The organism is Methylobacterium sp. E-016 (genome assembly GCF_022829745.1).
Lineage (GTDB): Bacteria > Pseudomonadota > Alphaproteobacteria > Rhizobiales > Beijerinckiaceae > Methylobacterium.
Window position 1 is genome coordinate 1 of record NZ_JAKSYF010000122.1, and the last position, 15,619, is coordinate 15,619.

Genomic DNA, 15,619 nt, shown 5'->3' on the forward strand with positions numbered 1-15,619 from the left:
GCGTGACCGTCGTGCAGAGCGGCCTGAACCGCAACAACAGCACCGAGTTCGCTGTCGTGCGCGCCGGCCTGAACTACAAGTTCGGCTCGTACTAGGACCTGCCGGATCCGCCGCGGCTCGCCCAGAGCCGCGGTTCGACCCAACCCGAGAAGCCCGGCCGAAAGGCCGGGCTTTTTTCGTCGCACGATCGCGGGCATGAAAAAGCCCGGCCTCGCGGCCGGGCTCCGATCGGACCGCCGTGCCGGGCCGCTCAGATGTCGAGGTCGGTCTTCTCGGCGAAGGCGGCTCGCTCGGAGATGAAGGTGAAGCGGGCTTCCGGCTTGTTGCCCATCAGGCGCTCGACCGCGTCGCCGGTCGATTCGCGCGCCTCGTCGAGGACGGCGACGCGCATCAGGATGCGCTTCTTCGGGTCCATCGTCGTCTCCTTCAGCTGCGCCGGCATCATCTCGCCCAGCCCCTTGAAGCGGCTGATCTCGACCTTGCCGTTCTTGAACACCGTCTTGATCAGCTGCTCCTTATGCGAGTCGTCGCGGGCGTAGGCCGTCTTGGTGCCCTGCTGCAGCCTGTAGAGCGGCGGCATCGCGAGGTAGAGGTGGCCCTTGTCGATGAGCTTCGGCATCTGCCGGTAGAAGAAGGTGATCAGCAGCGAGGCGATATGGGCGCCGTCGACATCGGCGTCCGTCATGATGATCACCTTGTCGTAGCGCAGCTCCTCGTCGCGGTACTGACCGCCGGTGCCGCAGCCGAGCGCGAGGGTGAGGTCGCCGATAAGCTGGTTCGCACCGAGCTTGTCGCGGCTGGCCGAGGCAACGTTCAGGATCTTGCCGCGCAGCGGCAGGATCGCCTGCATGGCCCGGTCGCGCGCCTGCTTGGCCGAGCCGCCGGCCGAGTCGCCCTCGACGATGAAGATCTCCGAGCCCGCGGTGCCGGCGGCCGAGCAATCGGCGAGCTTGCCGGGGAGCCGCAGCTTGCGCGTCGCGGTCTTGCGCGCGACCTCCTTCTCCTGGCGTCGGCGCAGGCGCTCCTCGGCCCGGTCGATCACCCAGTCTAGCACCTTGTTGGCCTGGGCCGGCGACGCGGCGAGCCAATGGTCAAAGGCGTCGCGGATCGCGGTCTCGACGATGCGCGACGCCTCGACGGTGGCGAGCTTGTCCTTGGTCTGGCCCTGGAACTCCGGCTCGCGGATGAAGACCGACAGCATGGAGGCGCAGGTCGCCATCACGTCGTCGGTGGTCACCGCCGTCATGCGCTTGGCCTGGTTCACCCGCTCGGCGTGCTCGCGCAGCGCCCGCAGCAGCGCGACGCGCAGGCCGGATTCGTGGGTGCCGCCCTCGGGCGTCGGGATGGTGTTGCAGTACGAGGCGGAGACGCCGTCGTCGTGGACCATCCAGGCCACGGCCCATTCGAGCGAGCCGTGCGAGCCGGGCTTTGTGATCTTGCCGGAGAAGATCGCGTCGGTGACGAGCTCCTTGCCCTCGATGTCGCGGGCGAGGTAGTCGCGCAGGCCGCCGGGGAAGCGGTGCACCGCCTCGGCCGGGATGTCGGTGCCCTCGATCAGCGCCGGCGCACACCGCCACCGGATCTCGACGCCGCCGAACAGGTAGGCCTTCGAGCGCGCCATCTTGAACAGGCGGCGCGGGTCGAACGCCAGCGAGCCGAAGATCTGCGCGTCGGGATGGAAGCGGATGCGCGTGCCGCGCCGGTTCTGCACCCGCCCGACGGTTTCCAACCCGCCCTGCGCATGACCGCGCGAAAAACTCTGGCGGTAGAGCGTCTGGTTGCGCGCGACCTCGACCTCCAGGAGGTCGGACAGCGCGTTCACCACCGAAATGCCGACGCCGTGCAGGCCGCCGCTGGTCTCGTAGACCTTCGAGTCGAACTTCCCGCCTGCATGCAGCGTCGTCATGATAACTTCGAGCGCGGACTTGCCGGGAAACTTCGGGTGCGGGTCGATCGGGATGCCGCGGCCGTTGTCGGTGACGACGAGCGCGCCCGTCTCCTCCAGCTCGACCTCGATGAAGCTGGCGTGGCCCGCCACCGCCTCGTCCATCGAATTGTCGATCACCTCCGAGAACAGGTGGTGCAGCGCCCGCTCATCGGTGCCGCCAATATACATGCCGGGCCGGCGCCGCACCGGCTCCAGCCCTTCCAGCACCTCGATGTCGGATGCGGTGTAGCCGGCCTCCGGACCGGCGAGCGGCTCGAGCGCCGCCATCGGCGCCGTCGGCTTGCGCCGGCGCTCGGACGAGGGCAGGGGCGCGGCGGGCGAGGGATCCGTGGCCGAAGGCTTGGCCGGCGAAGAATGGGCTGGCGAAGAATGGGCAGCGGCCTTCGCGCCCGGCCCGAACAGGTCGATGGGGGCGTCGCTCAACCGACGGGCTCCAGGCTTCGGGTCACGTCTCGCATGGGCTTTCATCCGCTCACGATACCGGAACAAAACGGAAACATCAAAGGCGATCGCAGGCCGAATCCGCTATGCAGCTTCGCATGTGCAGCGCGAACCCTCCAAACGCTGCGATGCAACCGTCATCGGGGTGATGCGCAGATCCGGTTAAGATCGCCTCACGCTGCAATTTCGCGCGGAACCGGCGGCATGATCATGCATTATATCACAAGATCTTTGCCGTAACGAGGGCTGGGACGCCGACGATGACGACTGCTTCGATCGAAGCCCGAACCCTGATCCTCGCCCGCCTCGAGCGCGCCGCCGGGCAAGCCTTCGGATGCGAGCAGGACGCTGCGCCCGTCTCTCGCGCGGCCTTCGTCAATCCGACGACGGTCGCCCTGGCGACCTTCGCGACGGCCTTCGCCGCGACGATCAGCTACCTCGTCTGAGACCTGCGACGCGCCTGGCGCGGACCGCCGGCAAGCTGCGCCGCCGGCGGTTCAGCCGCTGGCCTTCTTGCTCGAAGCCGGCTTCGCAGCGGCCTTGCCCGCAGCGGCCTTCGGCGTGGCGCGCTTCTTCGCGGCGGGTTTGGCGGAGGTTTTGGAAGCGGTCTTCACCGTCCCGACCTCGCCGTCCTTGGCCGCCTTTGCCGGCTTGCGCGCCGTGGCCTTCGCACCCCGCGCCGGCGCGGCCTTGCGGCCGCGGCTCGGCTTGCCCCCGCCGGCCGCGCGCTTGGCGTTGACGAGGTCGATGCCCTCGGCGAGCGTCAGCGCCTCGGCGGCCATCGATTTCGGCAGGGTCGCGTTGACCTCGCCGTCGGTGACGTAGGCGCCGTACTTGCCGGCCTTGACCACCAGCTCGCGACCCGTCGCCTCGTCCTTGCCGATCGGGCGGCCGGGATCCGAGGACGGGCGGCCGCGGCCGCCGCCCTGTTCCTTGGCGACGATCAGGTCGATCGCCCGGTTGGCGCCGACCTCGAGCACGTCGTCGTCCTTGCCCAGGTTCGCGTAGGTCTTGCCGTGCTGGACGTAGGGCCCGAACCGGCCGAGATTGGCCAGGATCGGCTCGCCGGTCTCCGGGTGCCGGGCGACCTCGCGCGGCAGCGACAGCAGCCGCAGCGCCTTCTCCAGGTCGACCATCGACGGCGTCACACCCTTCGGCAGCGACGAGCGCTTGGGCTTGGCCGCGTCCTTCTCGGTCGAGGCCTCGCCGAGCTGGACGAACGGGCCGAACCGGCCGTCGCGGATCGTCACCGGCAATCCGGTCACCGGATCGTTGCCGAGCACCCGCGTGCCGGGCGGGCTGCCGTCCGGCGATGAGCCGTCACCCTCGCCCTCGATGCCCGCGGCCGAGAGCTGCCGGGTGAACTTGCATTCCGGGTAGTTCGAGCAGCCGACGAAGGAGCCGAACTTGCCGAGCTTCAGCGAGAGCTGGCCCGAGCCGCAGGTCGGGCAGGTGCGCGGGTTCGAGCCGTCGGCCTTCTCGGGGAAGATGTGGTCGCCGAGAAGCGTGTTCAGCGCCTCCAGCACCTCGGTGACGCGCAGCTCCTTGGTGCCGCCGACGGCGGCGGAGAAGTCGCGCCAGAAGTCGCGCAGCACGTCGCGCCAGTCGATCTCGGCGTTCGAGACCCGGTCGAGCTGGCCTTCGAGGTCGGCGGTGAAGTCGTACTCGACGTAGCGCTTGAAGAAGCTCTCGAGGAAGCCGGTCACGAGCCGGCCCTTGTCCTCGGGCTGCAGGCGCTTCTTCTCGATCTTGACGTATTCGCGGTCGCGCAGGGTCTGGAGCACCGCGGCGTAGGTCGAGGGCCGGCCGATGCCGAGCTCCTCCATGCGCTTGACGAGGCTGGCCTCGGAGAAGCGCGGCGGCGGCTCGGTGAAGTGCTGGGTCGAGGCGATGCGCTCGCGCTTCAGCGCCTCGCCGGCCTTCATCGGCGGCAGGCGCTTGCCGTCCTCGTCCTCCTCGTCGTCCTTGCCCTCCTGGTAGAGGGTGAGGAAGCCGTCGAACTTCACGACCTGGCCGGTGGCGCGCAGGTCGATCCGGCGCGGGCCGACGCTGGCGGTCACGTCGACCGTGGTGCGCTCCAGCTCGGCCGACTCCATCTGGCTGGCGACGGTCCGCGTCCAGATCAGGTCGTAGAGCTTGGCCTGCTCGGGATCGAGCATCCGCGCGACCTGCTTCGGCAGCCGGCCCATGTCGGTCGGGCGCACGGCCTCGTGGGCCTCCTGCGCGTTCTTGGCCTTGGCGCTGTAGCGGCGCGGCACGCCCGGGACGTACTTGTCGCCGAACTCGCGGCCGATGACCCGGCGCGCGTCGGCGATGGCCTCGGGCGCCATGTCGACGCCGTCGGTCCGCATGTAGGTGATCAGGCCCACCGTCTCGCCGCCGATGTCGACGCCCTCGTAGAGCTTCTGGGCGACGCGCATGGTCTGCGCCGGCGCCATCCCGAGCTTTCGCGACGCCTCCTGCTGCAGCGTCGACGTCGTGAAGGGCGGCTGCGGATGGCGCTTGGCGGGCTTCGCCTCGACCGAGGCGACCTGGAACGTCGCGAGCTCGAGGTCGCGCTTGAACGCGGCCGCATCCTCGCCGTTGCCGACGTCGAGGCGCTGGATGCGCTTGCCGTCGGCCCCGACGAGGCGAGCCTCGAACACGCCGCCGTCTGCGGTCGAGAGGGTCGCGACCAGCGACCAGTACTCGCGCGGCTTGAAGCGCTCGATCTCGACCTCGCGCTCGCAGACGAGCCGCAAGGCCACCGACTGCACGCGGCCGGCCGAGCGGGCGCCGGGGAGCTTGCGCCACAGCACCGGCGACAGGTTGAAGCCGACGAGGTAGTCGAGCGCCCGGCGCGCCAGGTAGGCGTCGACCAGCGCCTGATCGATCTGGCGCGGCTGCCGCATCGCCGTCTCGACCGACGCCTTGGTGATCGCGTTGAAGGTGACGCGCTCGACCGGGATGCCCTTCAGCACCTTGCGGGCGGTCAGCGCCTCCAGCACGTGCCAGGAGATCGCCTCGCCCTCGCGATCCGGGTCGGTCGCCAGGATCAGCTTGTCCGCGCCCTTCACGGCGCGGGCGATCTCGGACACCTGCTTCGAGCCGCGGGCGTCGAGCTCCCAGATCATGTTGAAATCGGCTTCGGGATCGACCGACCCGTCCTTGGCCGGAAGGTCGCGGATGTGCCCGAACGAGGCGATGACTTCATAGTCGCGGCCAAGATACTTGTTGATGGTCTTGGCTTTGGCCGGCGACTCGACGACGACGACTTTCATGGACGAAACAGCCTCTCGTCAAAGCCCGAGCAGCGGCAGGAACGCACCAATTGTTGGGTTTCGCGCCGCGGCCGGGCCGGACCTGCGCGGGGCATGAAGTGGTTCATGCCCCGCGGGTTGTCAAATGGGGGGCTGTTCGGGGCGCCTGCCGCGAGGCGCGTACGGGTGGGCATTCTCCCCCCCTCTGCGGGGGAGGGGGCCGGTCTCAGATGCCGGCGTACCATTCGTAGCCGCGGTCCTCCCAGTAGCCGCCCTGGCCGTCGCCGATCCTGGCCAGCGATTCGACTACCTCGATCCGCATCACGTACTTGGCCTGCTTGTAGCCGAGCTGCCGCTCGAGCCGCAGGCGCAGGGGCGCGCCGTTCGAGACCGGGAGCGGCTTTCCGTTGAGGTCGTAGGCGAGGATCGTCTGCGGGTGGAAGGCGTCGGTGAGGTCGATGCTCTCGTAGTAGCGGATCGGCGTGCGCGTCTCCTCGGGCTCCTCGGCCGGGGCACCGCCCCAGGCGTCGGCATCGTTGCCCGCGGCCGCCACCTGGACGTGGCGCACCGCGCTCGGGTTCTCCGGCTGCAGGAACGCGCCGTCTTTGCCGCCTTCGAGGCCGCCGCCGGCATATTCGAGCGTGTCGGCGCAGTGGAACACGACGTAGCGCGCCTGCGGCTTCAGCCCGGCGCGGTTCAGCACCTCAGCCAGCGGCACGCCGGACCATTTTCCGATGCAGCTCCAGCCCTCGACGCAATCGTGCCGGGTCGTCTGCGTCCGCGACGGCAGCGCGCGGAGGTCGGCGAGGCCGAAGCTCTGCGGTCGCTCGACGAGGCCCCCGACCTCGAGCTTGAAGGTCGAGAAGTTCGAGGCCGCAAGCGCCTTGTAGGCCTTGTCCGGCGGGTCGATCGTGCCGTTCGGCTTGAACACCGCCGAGATCTCGGAATCCGGGAATTCCTTCGCCAGCGAGGCGTTCGAGAGCAACAGGCGCTGCACGAACAGGTTGGCGTCCTCGCCGGCCTTCAGCGTCCGCGGGCCGTAGGCGGACCCGGCGAAGCGGTCGCAGCCGGCGAGCATCGCGGTGCCGCCGAGCGCGGCGACGGTGGTGAGGAAGCGGCGGCGGTCGAGGTTGCTCATCGCGGGGTCGCTCCGTCCTTCTCGATCGCGAACCAGCCGGTGACCATGCCGCGCATGTTGTTCCAGAAGCCCGAGACCAGCACCAGCACCACGTGCACGATCACGAACAGCACCAGGAGGTTGGCCACGATGAAGTGGATCGTGCGCGCCGACTGCCGGCCGCCGAACACGTCGACCAGCCAGGGCCAGGCGGCATCCATGCCCGGCGACATCGCGAGGCCGGCCAGCACCATCACCGGCAGAAGGCCGGCGATCACGGCGAGGTACGTCAGCTTCTGCAGCACGTTGTAGCGCTTGGCCTCCTCGCCCTTGGGGAAGTGCAGCGTGAGATGCTCGCGCACCGAGCCGCCGAAGTCGCGGATCTGGTCGCCGTCCGGGATCACCCGCCGGCGAAGCTGCCCCGACACCAGCCCGTAGAGCAGGTAGATCGCCCCGTTGATCACCAGCGCCCAGGCGAACAGGAAGTGCCAGCGCCGCGCTGTGGCGAGATCCTGCCCCGAGGGGATCGTGCTCCACGACGGGAAGGCCCGGTCGGTCATCTGGCCCTGGTCCTTCGAGAGCCCGAGCACGCCGGTGGTGTCGAAGGTGCGGCCGCCGATCGTCACGATGCCGCGGGCGTTGCCCTTGGCGTCGGTGTCGCTGGTGATCGCCAGCGCCGGGGTGTCGAAGGTCGACTTCGCGCCCCAGTACAGGGCCGGATGCGCGTTGAAAATCTGCAGCCCGCTCATCAGCAGGATCAGCAGGGAGGCGGCGTTGAGCCAGTGCGCGACGCGGATCACCAGCGGATGCCGGTAGATCGCCTCGCGGCGGGGCGTCGCGGTGCCGGAGGGAATCGCCGGGGAAGCTGCCAAGGGAGTGTCACCTGATTGTCCGAGTGGCGACCACTTCGCCGCCTCGTCTCGGCTGGTTACGTATCGCCGCCGCCGAAAGTTGCCAGCCCGGTCCCGCGCCGCGCGCTTGCCGTCGCATCGGGCGCGACCTATCACGCGAGGCGATGAGCCAGCCGACGCACCCGAACTATCCCCACCGGCATCTCCTCGGGATAGAGGGCCTGTCGCGCCCCGACATCGAGGGGCTGCTCGACCGGGCGGACGCGGCGGTGGCGATCTCCCGTCAGGTTGAGAAGAAGCGCGCGACGCTGCGCGGTCGCACCCAGATCAACCTGTTCTTCGAGCCCTCGACCCGCACGCAATCCTCGTTCGAGCTCGCCGGCAAGCGCCTCGGCGCCGACGTGATGAACATGTCGGTGGCCTCGTCCTCGGTGAAGAAGGGCGAGACGCTGATCGACACCGCGGCGACGCTGAACGCCATGCGGCCCGACATCATCGTGGTGCGCCACCATTCGGCCGGCGCCGTGCACCTGCTCGCGCGGAAGGTCGACTGCTCGGTGGTCAATGCCGGCGACGGCGCCCACGAGCACCCGACGCAGGCGCTGCTCGACGCGCTGACCATCCGCCGCAACAAGGGGCGGATCGAGGGGCTTCGCGTCGCGATCTGCGGCGACGTGCTGCACAGCCGCGTCGCGCGCTCGAACCTGATCCTGCTGCAGGCGCTGGGTGCGCGCGTCCGCGTGATCGCCCCGTCGTCGCTCCTGCCCGCCGGCATCGAGCGCTTCGGCGTCGAGGTCTTCACCGACATGCGCAAGGGCCTCGACGGCTGCGACATCGTGATGATGCTGCGCCTGCAGCGCGAGCGCATGAACGGCTCGTTCGTGCCCTCGGTGAAGGAGTATTTCCGCTATTTCGGCCTCGACGCCGACAAGCTCGCGCTCGCCGCTCCCGACGCCCTGGTGATGCATCCCGGCCCGATGAACCGCGGCGTCGAGATCGCCTCCGACATCGCCGACGGGGCGCAGTCGCTGATTCGCGAGCAGGTCGAGATGGGCGTCGCCGTGCGCATGGCGGTGATGGAAGCGCTGGCCTCGCATCTGCCGAACGCGTGATGGCCATGACCGAACAAGCTCAGATCCTCACCAACGCCACCCTCCTCGACCCGGCCGACGGCCGCGAAGAGCCGGGCCATGTCCTGATCCGCGACGGCCGCATCGCCGACATCGCCTGGGGCGCGGCGCCCGGCCTGCCGGAGGGCGCGCGGACGATCGACTGCGCCGGCCACGTGCTGGCGCCGGGCCTGATCGACATGCGCGCCTTCGTCGGCGAGCCCGGCGCCGAGCACCGCGAGACCCTGGCGAGCGCCAGCGCCGCGGCGGCAGCCGGCGGGGTCACGACGCTGGTCTGCATGCCGGACACCAATCCGGTGATCGACGGGCCGGCGATCGTCGACTTCGTGCTGCGCCGCGCCCGCGACACGGCCTGCGTCAACGTCCTGCCGGCGGCGGCGATCACCAAGGGGCTTGCCGGCCACGAGATGACCGAGTTCGGCCTGCTCCAGGAAGCCGGCGCCGTCGCCTTCACCGACGGGCTCCGCGCCGTCACGCACGCGCAGGTGATGCGGCGGGCGATGACCTACGCCCGCGACTTCGGCGCGCTACTGATGCAGCACGTCGAGGAGCCCGACCTCGTCGGCGAGGGCGTGATGAACGAGGGCGAGCTGGCCTCGCGGCTCGGGCTGATGGGCATCCCGCGCGAGGCCGAGACGATGATGCTGGAGCGCGACCTCCGCCTCGTCCGCCTCACCGGCGCGCGCTACCACGCGGCGATGATCTCCTGCGCCGACTCGGTCGAGATCGTGCGCCGGGCCAAGCACGACGGATTGCCGGTGACCTGCGGCGCCTCGATCAACAACCTCGTCCTGAACGAGGGCGACATCGGGCACTACCGCACCTTCTGCAAGCTTTCGCCGCCCTTGCGCGGCGAGGCCGACCGGCAGGCGCTGGCGGCGGCGCTGAACGAGGGCGTGATCGACGTCGTCGTCTCCGATCACAACCCGCAGGACGTCGAGACCAAGCGCCTGCCCTTCGCCGAGGCTGCCGACGGCGCGCTCGGGATCGAGACCCTGCTCGGCGCCGCGCTCCGCCTCGTGCGCGCCGGCGACGTCACGCTCGCGCGCCTGCTCGCGGCGCTGTCGGCGAATCCGGGGCGCATCCTCGGGCGCGAATCCGGTCGGCTCGCGGTCGGCGCCCCGGCCGACCTCGTGCTGATCGATCCGGACGTGCCCTACGTGCTCGACAAGCGGACCCTGAAGTCGCGCTCGAAGAACTCGCCGTTCGACGAGGCGCGGATGCAGGGCGCCGCGGTGCTGACGCTCGTCGGCGGCCGGATCGTCCACCGCTCGGCCGACCTCGCGGCGGCCGCATGAGCGCGCTGTCGGACATCGCCTGGCCGGTCGTCCTCGGCTGCCTGGCGCTCGGCTACGCCCTCGGCTCGATCCCGTTCGGGCTCGTCTTCACGCGGCTTGCCGGCCTCGGCGACGTGCGGGCGATCGGGTCGGGCAACATCGGCGCGACCAACGTGCTCCGCACCGGCCGCAAGGGGCTCGCCGCCGCGACGCTGCTCGGCGATGCCCTGAAAGGCACCGCGGCGGTGCTGATCGCGCAGCGGTTCGGCCAAGGCACCAGCGACGGGACCGGCGCGTGGCCGGCGCTCGCGGCCGGGCTCGGCGCCTTTCTCGGGCATCTCTTCCCGGTCTGGCTCAGGTTCAGGGGCGGCAAGGGCGTCGCGACCTTCCTCGGGGTGCTGCTCGCCCTAAGCCCGCCGGCGCTGCTCGCCTTCGCGGCGATCTGGCTCGGCCTCGCCTTCGCCCTGCGCTACTCGTCGCTCGCGGCGCTCGCAGCCTCGGCCGCGACCCCTATCATTCTGTGGGCCTTGAACGATCCGGCGCGCGCGGGCCTCTTCCTCGTCCTCGGCCTGCTGTTATGGTGGAAGCACGCGCCCAACATCCGCCGGCTGGTCGACGGCACCGAGGGACGGATCGGTCAGAAGGGCTGAGACCCCTTCGGGGGAAGGCCCGTGCAGCTCACCGACGCACAAAGGCTCGACTGGCTCCGCCTGATCCGAACGGAAGGGGTCGGGCCGCGCACGTTCCGCAGCCTGATCAGCCGCTTCGGCGGCGCGGCCGGCGCCCTCGCGGCCCTGCCGGACCTGACCGCGCGCCGGGGACGGCGCCTCGTGCCGCCGGCGCGCGCCGAGGCCGAGGCGGAAATCGCGGCAGCGTGCCGCCTCGGTGCCCGCATCGTCGCGATGGGCGAGGCGGGCTACCCGAAGATCCTTCAGGCGGCCGATTCCGCGCCGCCCCTCGTCGCGGTGCGCGGATCCGCCGACGCGCTTTCAAGGCCGGCGGTGGCGATCGTCGGCTCGCGCAACGCCTCAGCCGCCGGGCTCGCCTTCACCGAGCGGCTGGCGCGCGGTCTCGGCGAAGCGGGGCTCGTCGTCGTCTCCGGCCTGGCCCGCGGGATCGACGCCCGCGCGCACAAGGCGTCCGCCGCGACCGGCACCGTCGCGGTGCTCGCGGGCGGCCACGACAAGATCTATCCGGCCAACCATGCCGGCATCGTCGAGGCGATCCTGGAGGCGGGCGGGGCGGTGATCGCCGAGATGCCGATGGGCTGGGTGCCGCGCGGGCGCGACTTCTCGAGGCGCAACCGCATCATTTCGGGGCTGGCCTACGGCACCGTGGTGGTCGAGGCGGCACGCCGTTCGGGCTCGCTGATCACCGCGCGCTTCGCCCTCGAGCAGGGTCGCGAGGTCTTCGCGGTGCCGGGCTCTCCGCTCGACCCGCGGGCGGAGGGCACCAACGACCTGATCCGCCAGGGGGCGACGCTCGTCGCCGAGGTCGAGCACGTCCTCGCCGCCATCGCACCGCTGATCGAGCGCGGCAACGACCCCGACCGGGTGCCGGCGCTCCCGCGACCGGACCTCGCCGACCAGCCGGACTTCTGGGACGAGATCGACCTCGATGACGGCGCCGCGCCGATGCCGGCTGCGCCGTTCGAGGCGCCGGAACCGGCAGAGCCGGTGAGCGACCGGGAGACGCTCGTCGCCGCGCTCAGCCCGACGCCGGTCGGCACCGACGAGCTTGCGCGTGCCACCGGGCTCTCCGTGCGCCGCGTCCAGACCACGCTGCTTGAGCTCGAGCTCGACGGGCGGATCGAGCGGCACGGCAGCGGGATGGTGTCGCTGATCGGCTGAGCCGCAGCCGGCGAGACGCGCGCAAGCGCTCAGAACGGGTCGTCGTCCTCGGACTCGACCAGCCCCCGCATCCGGTCGAGGCAGCCCTGCAGGATGTAGGCGGCGGCGAGCTTGTCGACGAGCGCGCCGCGCTTGGCCCGCGAGGTGTCGGCCGCGATCAGCGCACGCGTGACGACGGCGGTCGAAAGGCGCTCGTCGTAGAACAGGACCGGCAGGTCGAGGAGCGGCTTGAGGTTGCGCACGAACGAGCGCGTCGATTGCACCCGCACGCCCTCGCTGCCGTCCATGTTGAGCGGCAGCCCGATCACCAGCCCGCCGACCGCGTGCTGCTCGCAGAGGAAGCGCAGCCGCGCGACGTCGGGCGTGAACTTCACCCGCTTGATCGTCTCCAGGGGCGACGCGATCTGGCGGCCGAGATCCGACAGGGCGAGCCCGATCGTCTTGGTGCCGAGATCGATGCCGATCAGCCGGGGGCCGCCGCGCGAGGCCTCGGCGAAGGCGCGTAACGTGTCCTCGTCCATCGTATCCCGTTCCGCTCGCGCCCTATGCCGGCTCGCCGGGCGGGCTCGCCTCGCCGGCCCGCGCCATCACCGCCGCCTCGATGCCCTCGAAGGTCGAGGCCAGCGGCGGGGTGCCGTCGCCGAGCACGTCGAGGATCGTCAGGCCCTGCGTGCGCCGGAAGAACGCGTCGAGGCTGTCGCCGCCGAAGCGGACGGTTTCGAGATCCGCGGCCATCACCCAGATCGGGTACTCGCCCGCGCCGGCGACGTCCCAGAACAGGAAGCTGCCGTCCTCGCCTTCGCCGAAGAAGCAGGCGCGTGCGAGCCGCGACAGGTCGTTGTCCTCGATCGCGAACCGGTGCGGCGCGTCGGCGGCCGAGAGCGCCGCGATCGCCGCGTTGATGCTGTCGGCGATGATCTCCGCCCGCGTCACCAGGTCGGCCGCCGGGTAGGGCAGGGGCGTGGCGATCCGGAAATGGCCGTTGGCGAGGCCGGCGCCGCAGTCACGGCAGAAGCTGCGATACGATTCGGGCAGCGCGAAGCCGAGCTCGGCCTCCGCCCGCGCGATCTCGGCGTCGCTCGAGCGTGCGCCCGGATGAAGCCGCTCGAACACCGTGTTCCACATCGCGCTCACGCTCCATCCACAGCCGTTAACCGCGTCGCGAGTTTGCCGTGGCCGACAACGCAGCGCTTCCCTCATAACGATGGTTAAGGTTTCGTTAAGCCCGCAGCGGAGGCAATCGTGCGCGCCATCGGTTCTTTCGTCCCCCACGGGTCCCCTCCTCGCCGCCCGCTGCCGCGGCGGCACAAGGTGATGCTCCTCGTCGCCTTCGAGGTCCTGGTGCTCGGCTTCACCCTGGCCGCGTGCTTCCCGATCCGCCCGGCCGGCATCGTGGTCGAGACGACGGTGACGCCGAACCACGTCGTCACCTGACGCCCCGGCGCGTTGCGGCGTCGCGAAGCCCGGTGCTATAGCGCCCGGACCGTCGAGGGACCGGGCCGACGCGGCGCATCTCCGCCGTGGCGCGCCGGGTCCTTCGGGACGAACAGCCGAGACGAACAGGCAGCATGTCGGTCGACGAGAAGACAGTCCGGCGCATCGCGCATCTGGCCCGCATCGCGGTCGCCGAAGACGAGGTCGCGCCGCTGCAGGGCGAGCTGAACGCCATCCTCGCCTTCGTCGAGCAGCTCGGCGCGGTCGACGTGACCGGCGTCGAGGCGATGACCTCGGTGACGCCGATGGCGATGAAGAAGCGCAAGGACGTGGTCACCGACGGCGGCCGCGCGGTCGACGTCGTCGCCAACGCGCCCGAGACGGAGGACCACTACTTCCTGGTCCCGAAAGTCGTCGAGTAGGCGGCCCTTCCGCGAAGGACGCCTGCCGCGCCCGCCGGCCCCGCCCGACGGAACGCCCCCGACCCGCATCGCGGCCGAACGGCCGAGGACGAACAGCGTGACAGACCTCAACGAACTCAGCCTCGCCGAGGCGCGCGACGGCCTGAAGGCCAAGACCTTCTCGGCCCGCGAGATCGCGCAGGCGCACATCGCGGCGCTGGAGAAGGCGCGGGTCCTCAACGCCTACCTGCTGGAGACGCCCGACCGCGCCCTGACGATGGCGGACGCCTCCGACGCGAGGATCGCCAAGGGCGAGGCCGGCCCGCTCGAAGGGCTGCCGCTCGGCATCAAGGACCTGTTCTGCACCGAGGGCGTCGTCACGACCGCGGGCTCCAGGATCCTCGAGACCTTCGAGCCGCACTACGAATCCGCCGTCTCGGCCAACCTCTGGCGCGACGGCGCGGTGATGCTGGGCAAGCTCAACCTCGACGAGTTCGCGATGGGCTCCTCGAACGAGACCAGCGCCTACGGCGACGTGATCTCGCCGTGGCGCCGGCAGGAAAACGGCGTCCTCTCCGACGCCAAGATCGTCCCGGGCGGCTCGTCGGGCGGCTCGGCAGCGGCGGTCGCCGCGCATCTCTGCCTCGGCGCCACCGCGACCGACACCGGCGGCTCGATCCGGCAGCCGGCCGCCTTCACCGGCACCGTCGGCATCAAGCCGACCTACGGCCGCGTCTCCCGCTGGGGCACGGTGGCCTTCGCCTCCTCTCTCGACCAGGCCGGCCCGATCGCCCGCACGGTGCGCGACTGCGCGATCCTGCTCGGCTCGATGGCCGGCCCCGACGCGCGTGACACCACCTGCGTCGACCTCCCGGTGCCGGATTTCGAGGCCGCGGTCTCGCGCGGGGTAAAGGGCCTGACCATCGGCATCCCGAAGGAGTATCGGGTCGAGGGCATGCCCGCCGAGATCCAGAAGCTCTGGGACGACGGCGCCGCCTGGCTGAAGGATGCCGGCGCGACGATCCGCGAGATCTCGCTGCCCCACACCAAGCTGGCGCTGCCGGCCTACTACATCGTCGCGCCGGCCGAGGCCTCCTCGAACCTCGCCCGCTACGACGGCGTGCGCTACGGCCTGCGGGTGCCCGGCAAGGACATCGCCGCGATGTACGAGAACACCCGCGCGGCGGGGTTCGGCCGCGAGGTCAAGCGCCGGATCATGATCGGCACCTACGTGCTCTCGGCCGGCTACTACGACGCCTACTACGTCCGCGCCCAGAAGATCCGCACGCTGATCAAGCGCGACTTCGAGGAGGCCTACGCGGCCGGAATCGACGCGATCCTGACGCCGGCGACGCCGTCGGCCGCCTTCGGCATCGGCGAGAAGGCCTCGGCCGACCCGGTCGAGATGTACCTCAACGACGTCTTCACCGTGACGGTGAACATGGCCGGTCTTCCCGGCATCGCGGTGCCGGCCGGCCTCGACGGCCAGGGCCTGCCGCTCGGGCTCCAGCTCATCGGCCGCCCCTTCGACGAGGAGACCCTGTTCGCCACGGCCGAGGTGATCGAGCGCGCTGCCGGACGCACGGTCCTGCCGAAGGCCTGGTGGTGACGGTCCCCTACTATCCCTGGACGGTCTGGATCTGGGCCGGGTTCGACCCGGTCCTGATCGCGGTCTGCCTCTATCTCGGCTGGTCGGCCGATCAGTTCGGCAAGCTGTTCGTCGCGGTCATCGCCGGCTTCGTCGCCGCGGTGCTGTTCTCCTGGGCGGTCACCGCGATCGGCATCCCGTGGCCGGCACCGGTCAGCCACGACGGGCCGACCTTCTTCCCGGTGCGGGTGGGCGCGGCCATCCTGTGGTCGATCCTCGGCTTCACCGCCCGGCGGATCCTGCGGCCGCACGCGCCTTGACCGGTCCCCGCACCGCCACGACA

Annotated in this window: 15 protein-coding genes and 1 pseudogene; 10 read left to right on the forward strand and 6 right to left on the reverse strand. The window is 70.7% G+C overall.

From position 1 onward, the window contains the following. Nucleotides 1-95: pseudogene (locus tag MKK68_RS29780) on the forward strand (porin family protein); the annotation flags it as partial. A gap of 155 nt (nt 96-250) precedes the next feature. Here MKK68_RS29780 and parE read toward each other — a convergent pair. After that, nucleotides 251-2,371 (reverse strand): DNA topoisomerase IV subunit B, encoded by a 2,121-nt coding sequence (gene parE, locus MKK68_RS16230; RefSeq protein WP_244031397.1) that lies wholly within the window; start codon nt 2,369-2,371, stop codon nt 251-253. A gap of 278 nt (nt 2,372-2,649) precedes the next feature. Here parE and MKK68_RS16235 point away from each other — a divergent pair, with 278 nt between their 5' ends. After that, nucleotides 2,650-2,835, forward strand: a complete 186-nt coding sequence (locus MKK68_RS16235; protein WP_147729298.1) for a hypothetical protein — start codon at nt 2,650-2,652, stop codon at nt 2,833-2,835. Between the two features lie 51 nt (nt 2,836-2,886). On the opposite strand, the gene topA is transcribed toward MKK68_RS16235, so the two are convergent. From topA to MKK68_RS16250, 3 genes are all read right to left on the reverse strand, one after another. Further along, nucleotides 2,887-5,649, reverse strand: a complete 2,763-nt coding sequence (gene topA, locus MKK68_RS16240) for a type I DNA topoisomerase (protein WP_147859266.1) — start codon at nt 5,647-5,649, stop codon at nt 2,887-2,889. 205 nt (nt 5,650-5,854) lie between these two features. Further along, nucleotides 5,855-6,766, reverse strand: coding sequence for a molybdopterin-binding protein (locus tag MKK68_RS16245; protein WP_147727858.1), 912 nt, complete (start codon nt 6,764-6,766; stop codon nt 5,855-5,857). Next, nucleotides 6,763-7,617, reverse strand: coding sequence for a cytochrome b/b6 domain-containing protein (locus tag MKK68_RS16250; protein ID WP_243983517.1), 855 nt, complete (start codon nt 7,615-7,617; stop codon nt 6,763-6,765). The genes MKK68_RS16245 and MKK68_RS16250 overlap by 4 nt, the downstream gene beginning before the upstream one ends. Nucleotides 7,618-7,760: 143 nt before the next feature. On the opposite strand from MKK68_RS16250, the gene MKK68_RS16255 reads away from it, so the two are divergent. From MKK68_RS16255 to dprA, 4 genes are read left to right on the forward strand one after another with little or no spacing between them, the layout of a single operon-like run. Then, a complete protein-coding gene (locus MKK68_RS16255; RefSeq protein ID WP_147727857.1) occupies nt 7,761-8,708 on the forward strand; it encodes an aspartate carbamoyltransferase catalytic subunit in 948 nt (315 codons plus the stop codon). 5 nt (nt 8,709-8,713) lie between these two features. Next, the gene (locus MKK68_RS16260; protein ID WP_147727856.1) at nt 8,714-10,024 is read left to right on the forward strand and encodes a dihydroorotase; all 1,311 of its coding nucleotides are present in this window, start codon (nt 8,714-8,716) and stop codon (nt 10,022-10,024) included. Then, nucleotides 10,021-10,653: a glycerol-3-phosphate 1-O-acyltransferase PlsY gene (plsY, locus tag MKK68_RS16265; protein WP_243983518.1), complete on the forward strand. Its 633-nt coding sequence runs from the start codon at nt 10,021-10,023 to the stop codon at nt 10,651-10,653. Before MKK68_RS16260 ends, plsY begins: the two co-directional genes overlap by 4 nt. Before the next feature lie 21 nt (nt 10,654-10,674). After that, on the forward strand, nt 10,675-11,853 hold the full coding sequence (gene dprA / locus MKK68_RS16270) for a DNA-processing protein DprA (RefSeq protein ID WP_244031399.1): 1,179 nt from the start codon (nt 10,675-10,677) through the stop codon (nt 11,851-11,853). Between the two features lie 29 nt (nt 11,854-11,882). On the opposite strand, the gene ruvX is transcribed toward dprA, so the two are convergent. Further along, a complete protein-coding gene (gene ruvX, locus MKK68_RS16275) occupies nt 11,883-12,374 on the reverse strand; it encodes a Holliday junction resolvase RuvX (RefSeq protein WP_147727677.1) in 492 nt (163 codons plus the stop codon). A 22-nt stretch (nt 12,375-12,396) separates the two neighbouring features. Further along, complete coding sequence (locus tag MKK68_RS16280; RefSeq protein ID WP_147727684.1) at nt 12,397-12,978, reverse strand: SMI1/KNR4 family protein; 582 nt, start codon at nt 12,976-12,978, stop codon at nt 12,397-12,399. A gap of 186 nt (nt 12,979-13,164) precedes the next feature. Between MKK68_RS16280 and MKK68_RS29530 the strand changes: the two genes are divergently transcribed. From MKK68_RS29530 to MKK68_RS16295, 4 genes are all read left to right on the forward strand, one after another. After that, complete coding sequence (locus MKK68_RS29530; RefSeq protein ID WP_279605389.1) at nt 13,165-13,287, forward strand: hypothetical protein; 123 nt, start codon at nt 13,165-13,167, stop codon at nt 13,285-13,287. A gap of 134 nt (nt 13,288-13,421) precedes the next feature. After that, the gene (gene gatC / locus MKK68_RS16285) at nt 13,422-13,709 is read left to right on the forward strand and encodes an Asp-tRNA(Asn)/Glu-tRNA(Gln) amidotransferase subunit GatC (protein WP_147727679.1); all 288 of its coding nucleotides are present in this window, start codon (nt 13,422-13,424) and stop codon (nt 13,707-13,709) included. 97 nt (nt 13,710-13,806) lie between these two features. Further along, the gene (gene gatA / locus MKK68_RS16290; protein WP_244031406.1) at nt 13,807-15,297 is read left to right on the forward strand and encodes an Asp-tRNA(Asn)/Glu-tRNA(Gln) amidotransferase subunit GatA; all 1,491 of its coding nucleotides are present in this window, start codon (nt 13,807-13,809) and stop codon (nt 15,295-15,297) included. After that, a complete protein-coding gene (locus MKK68_RS16295) occupies nt 15,294-15,596 on the forward strand; it encodes a hypothetical protein (RefSeq protein ID WP_147727685.1) in 303 nt (100 codons plus the stop codon). Before gatA ends, MKK68_RS16295 begins: the two co-directional genes overlap by 4 nt. Nucleotides 15,597-15,619 lie beyond the last annotated feature (23 nt).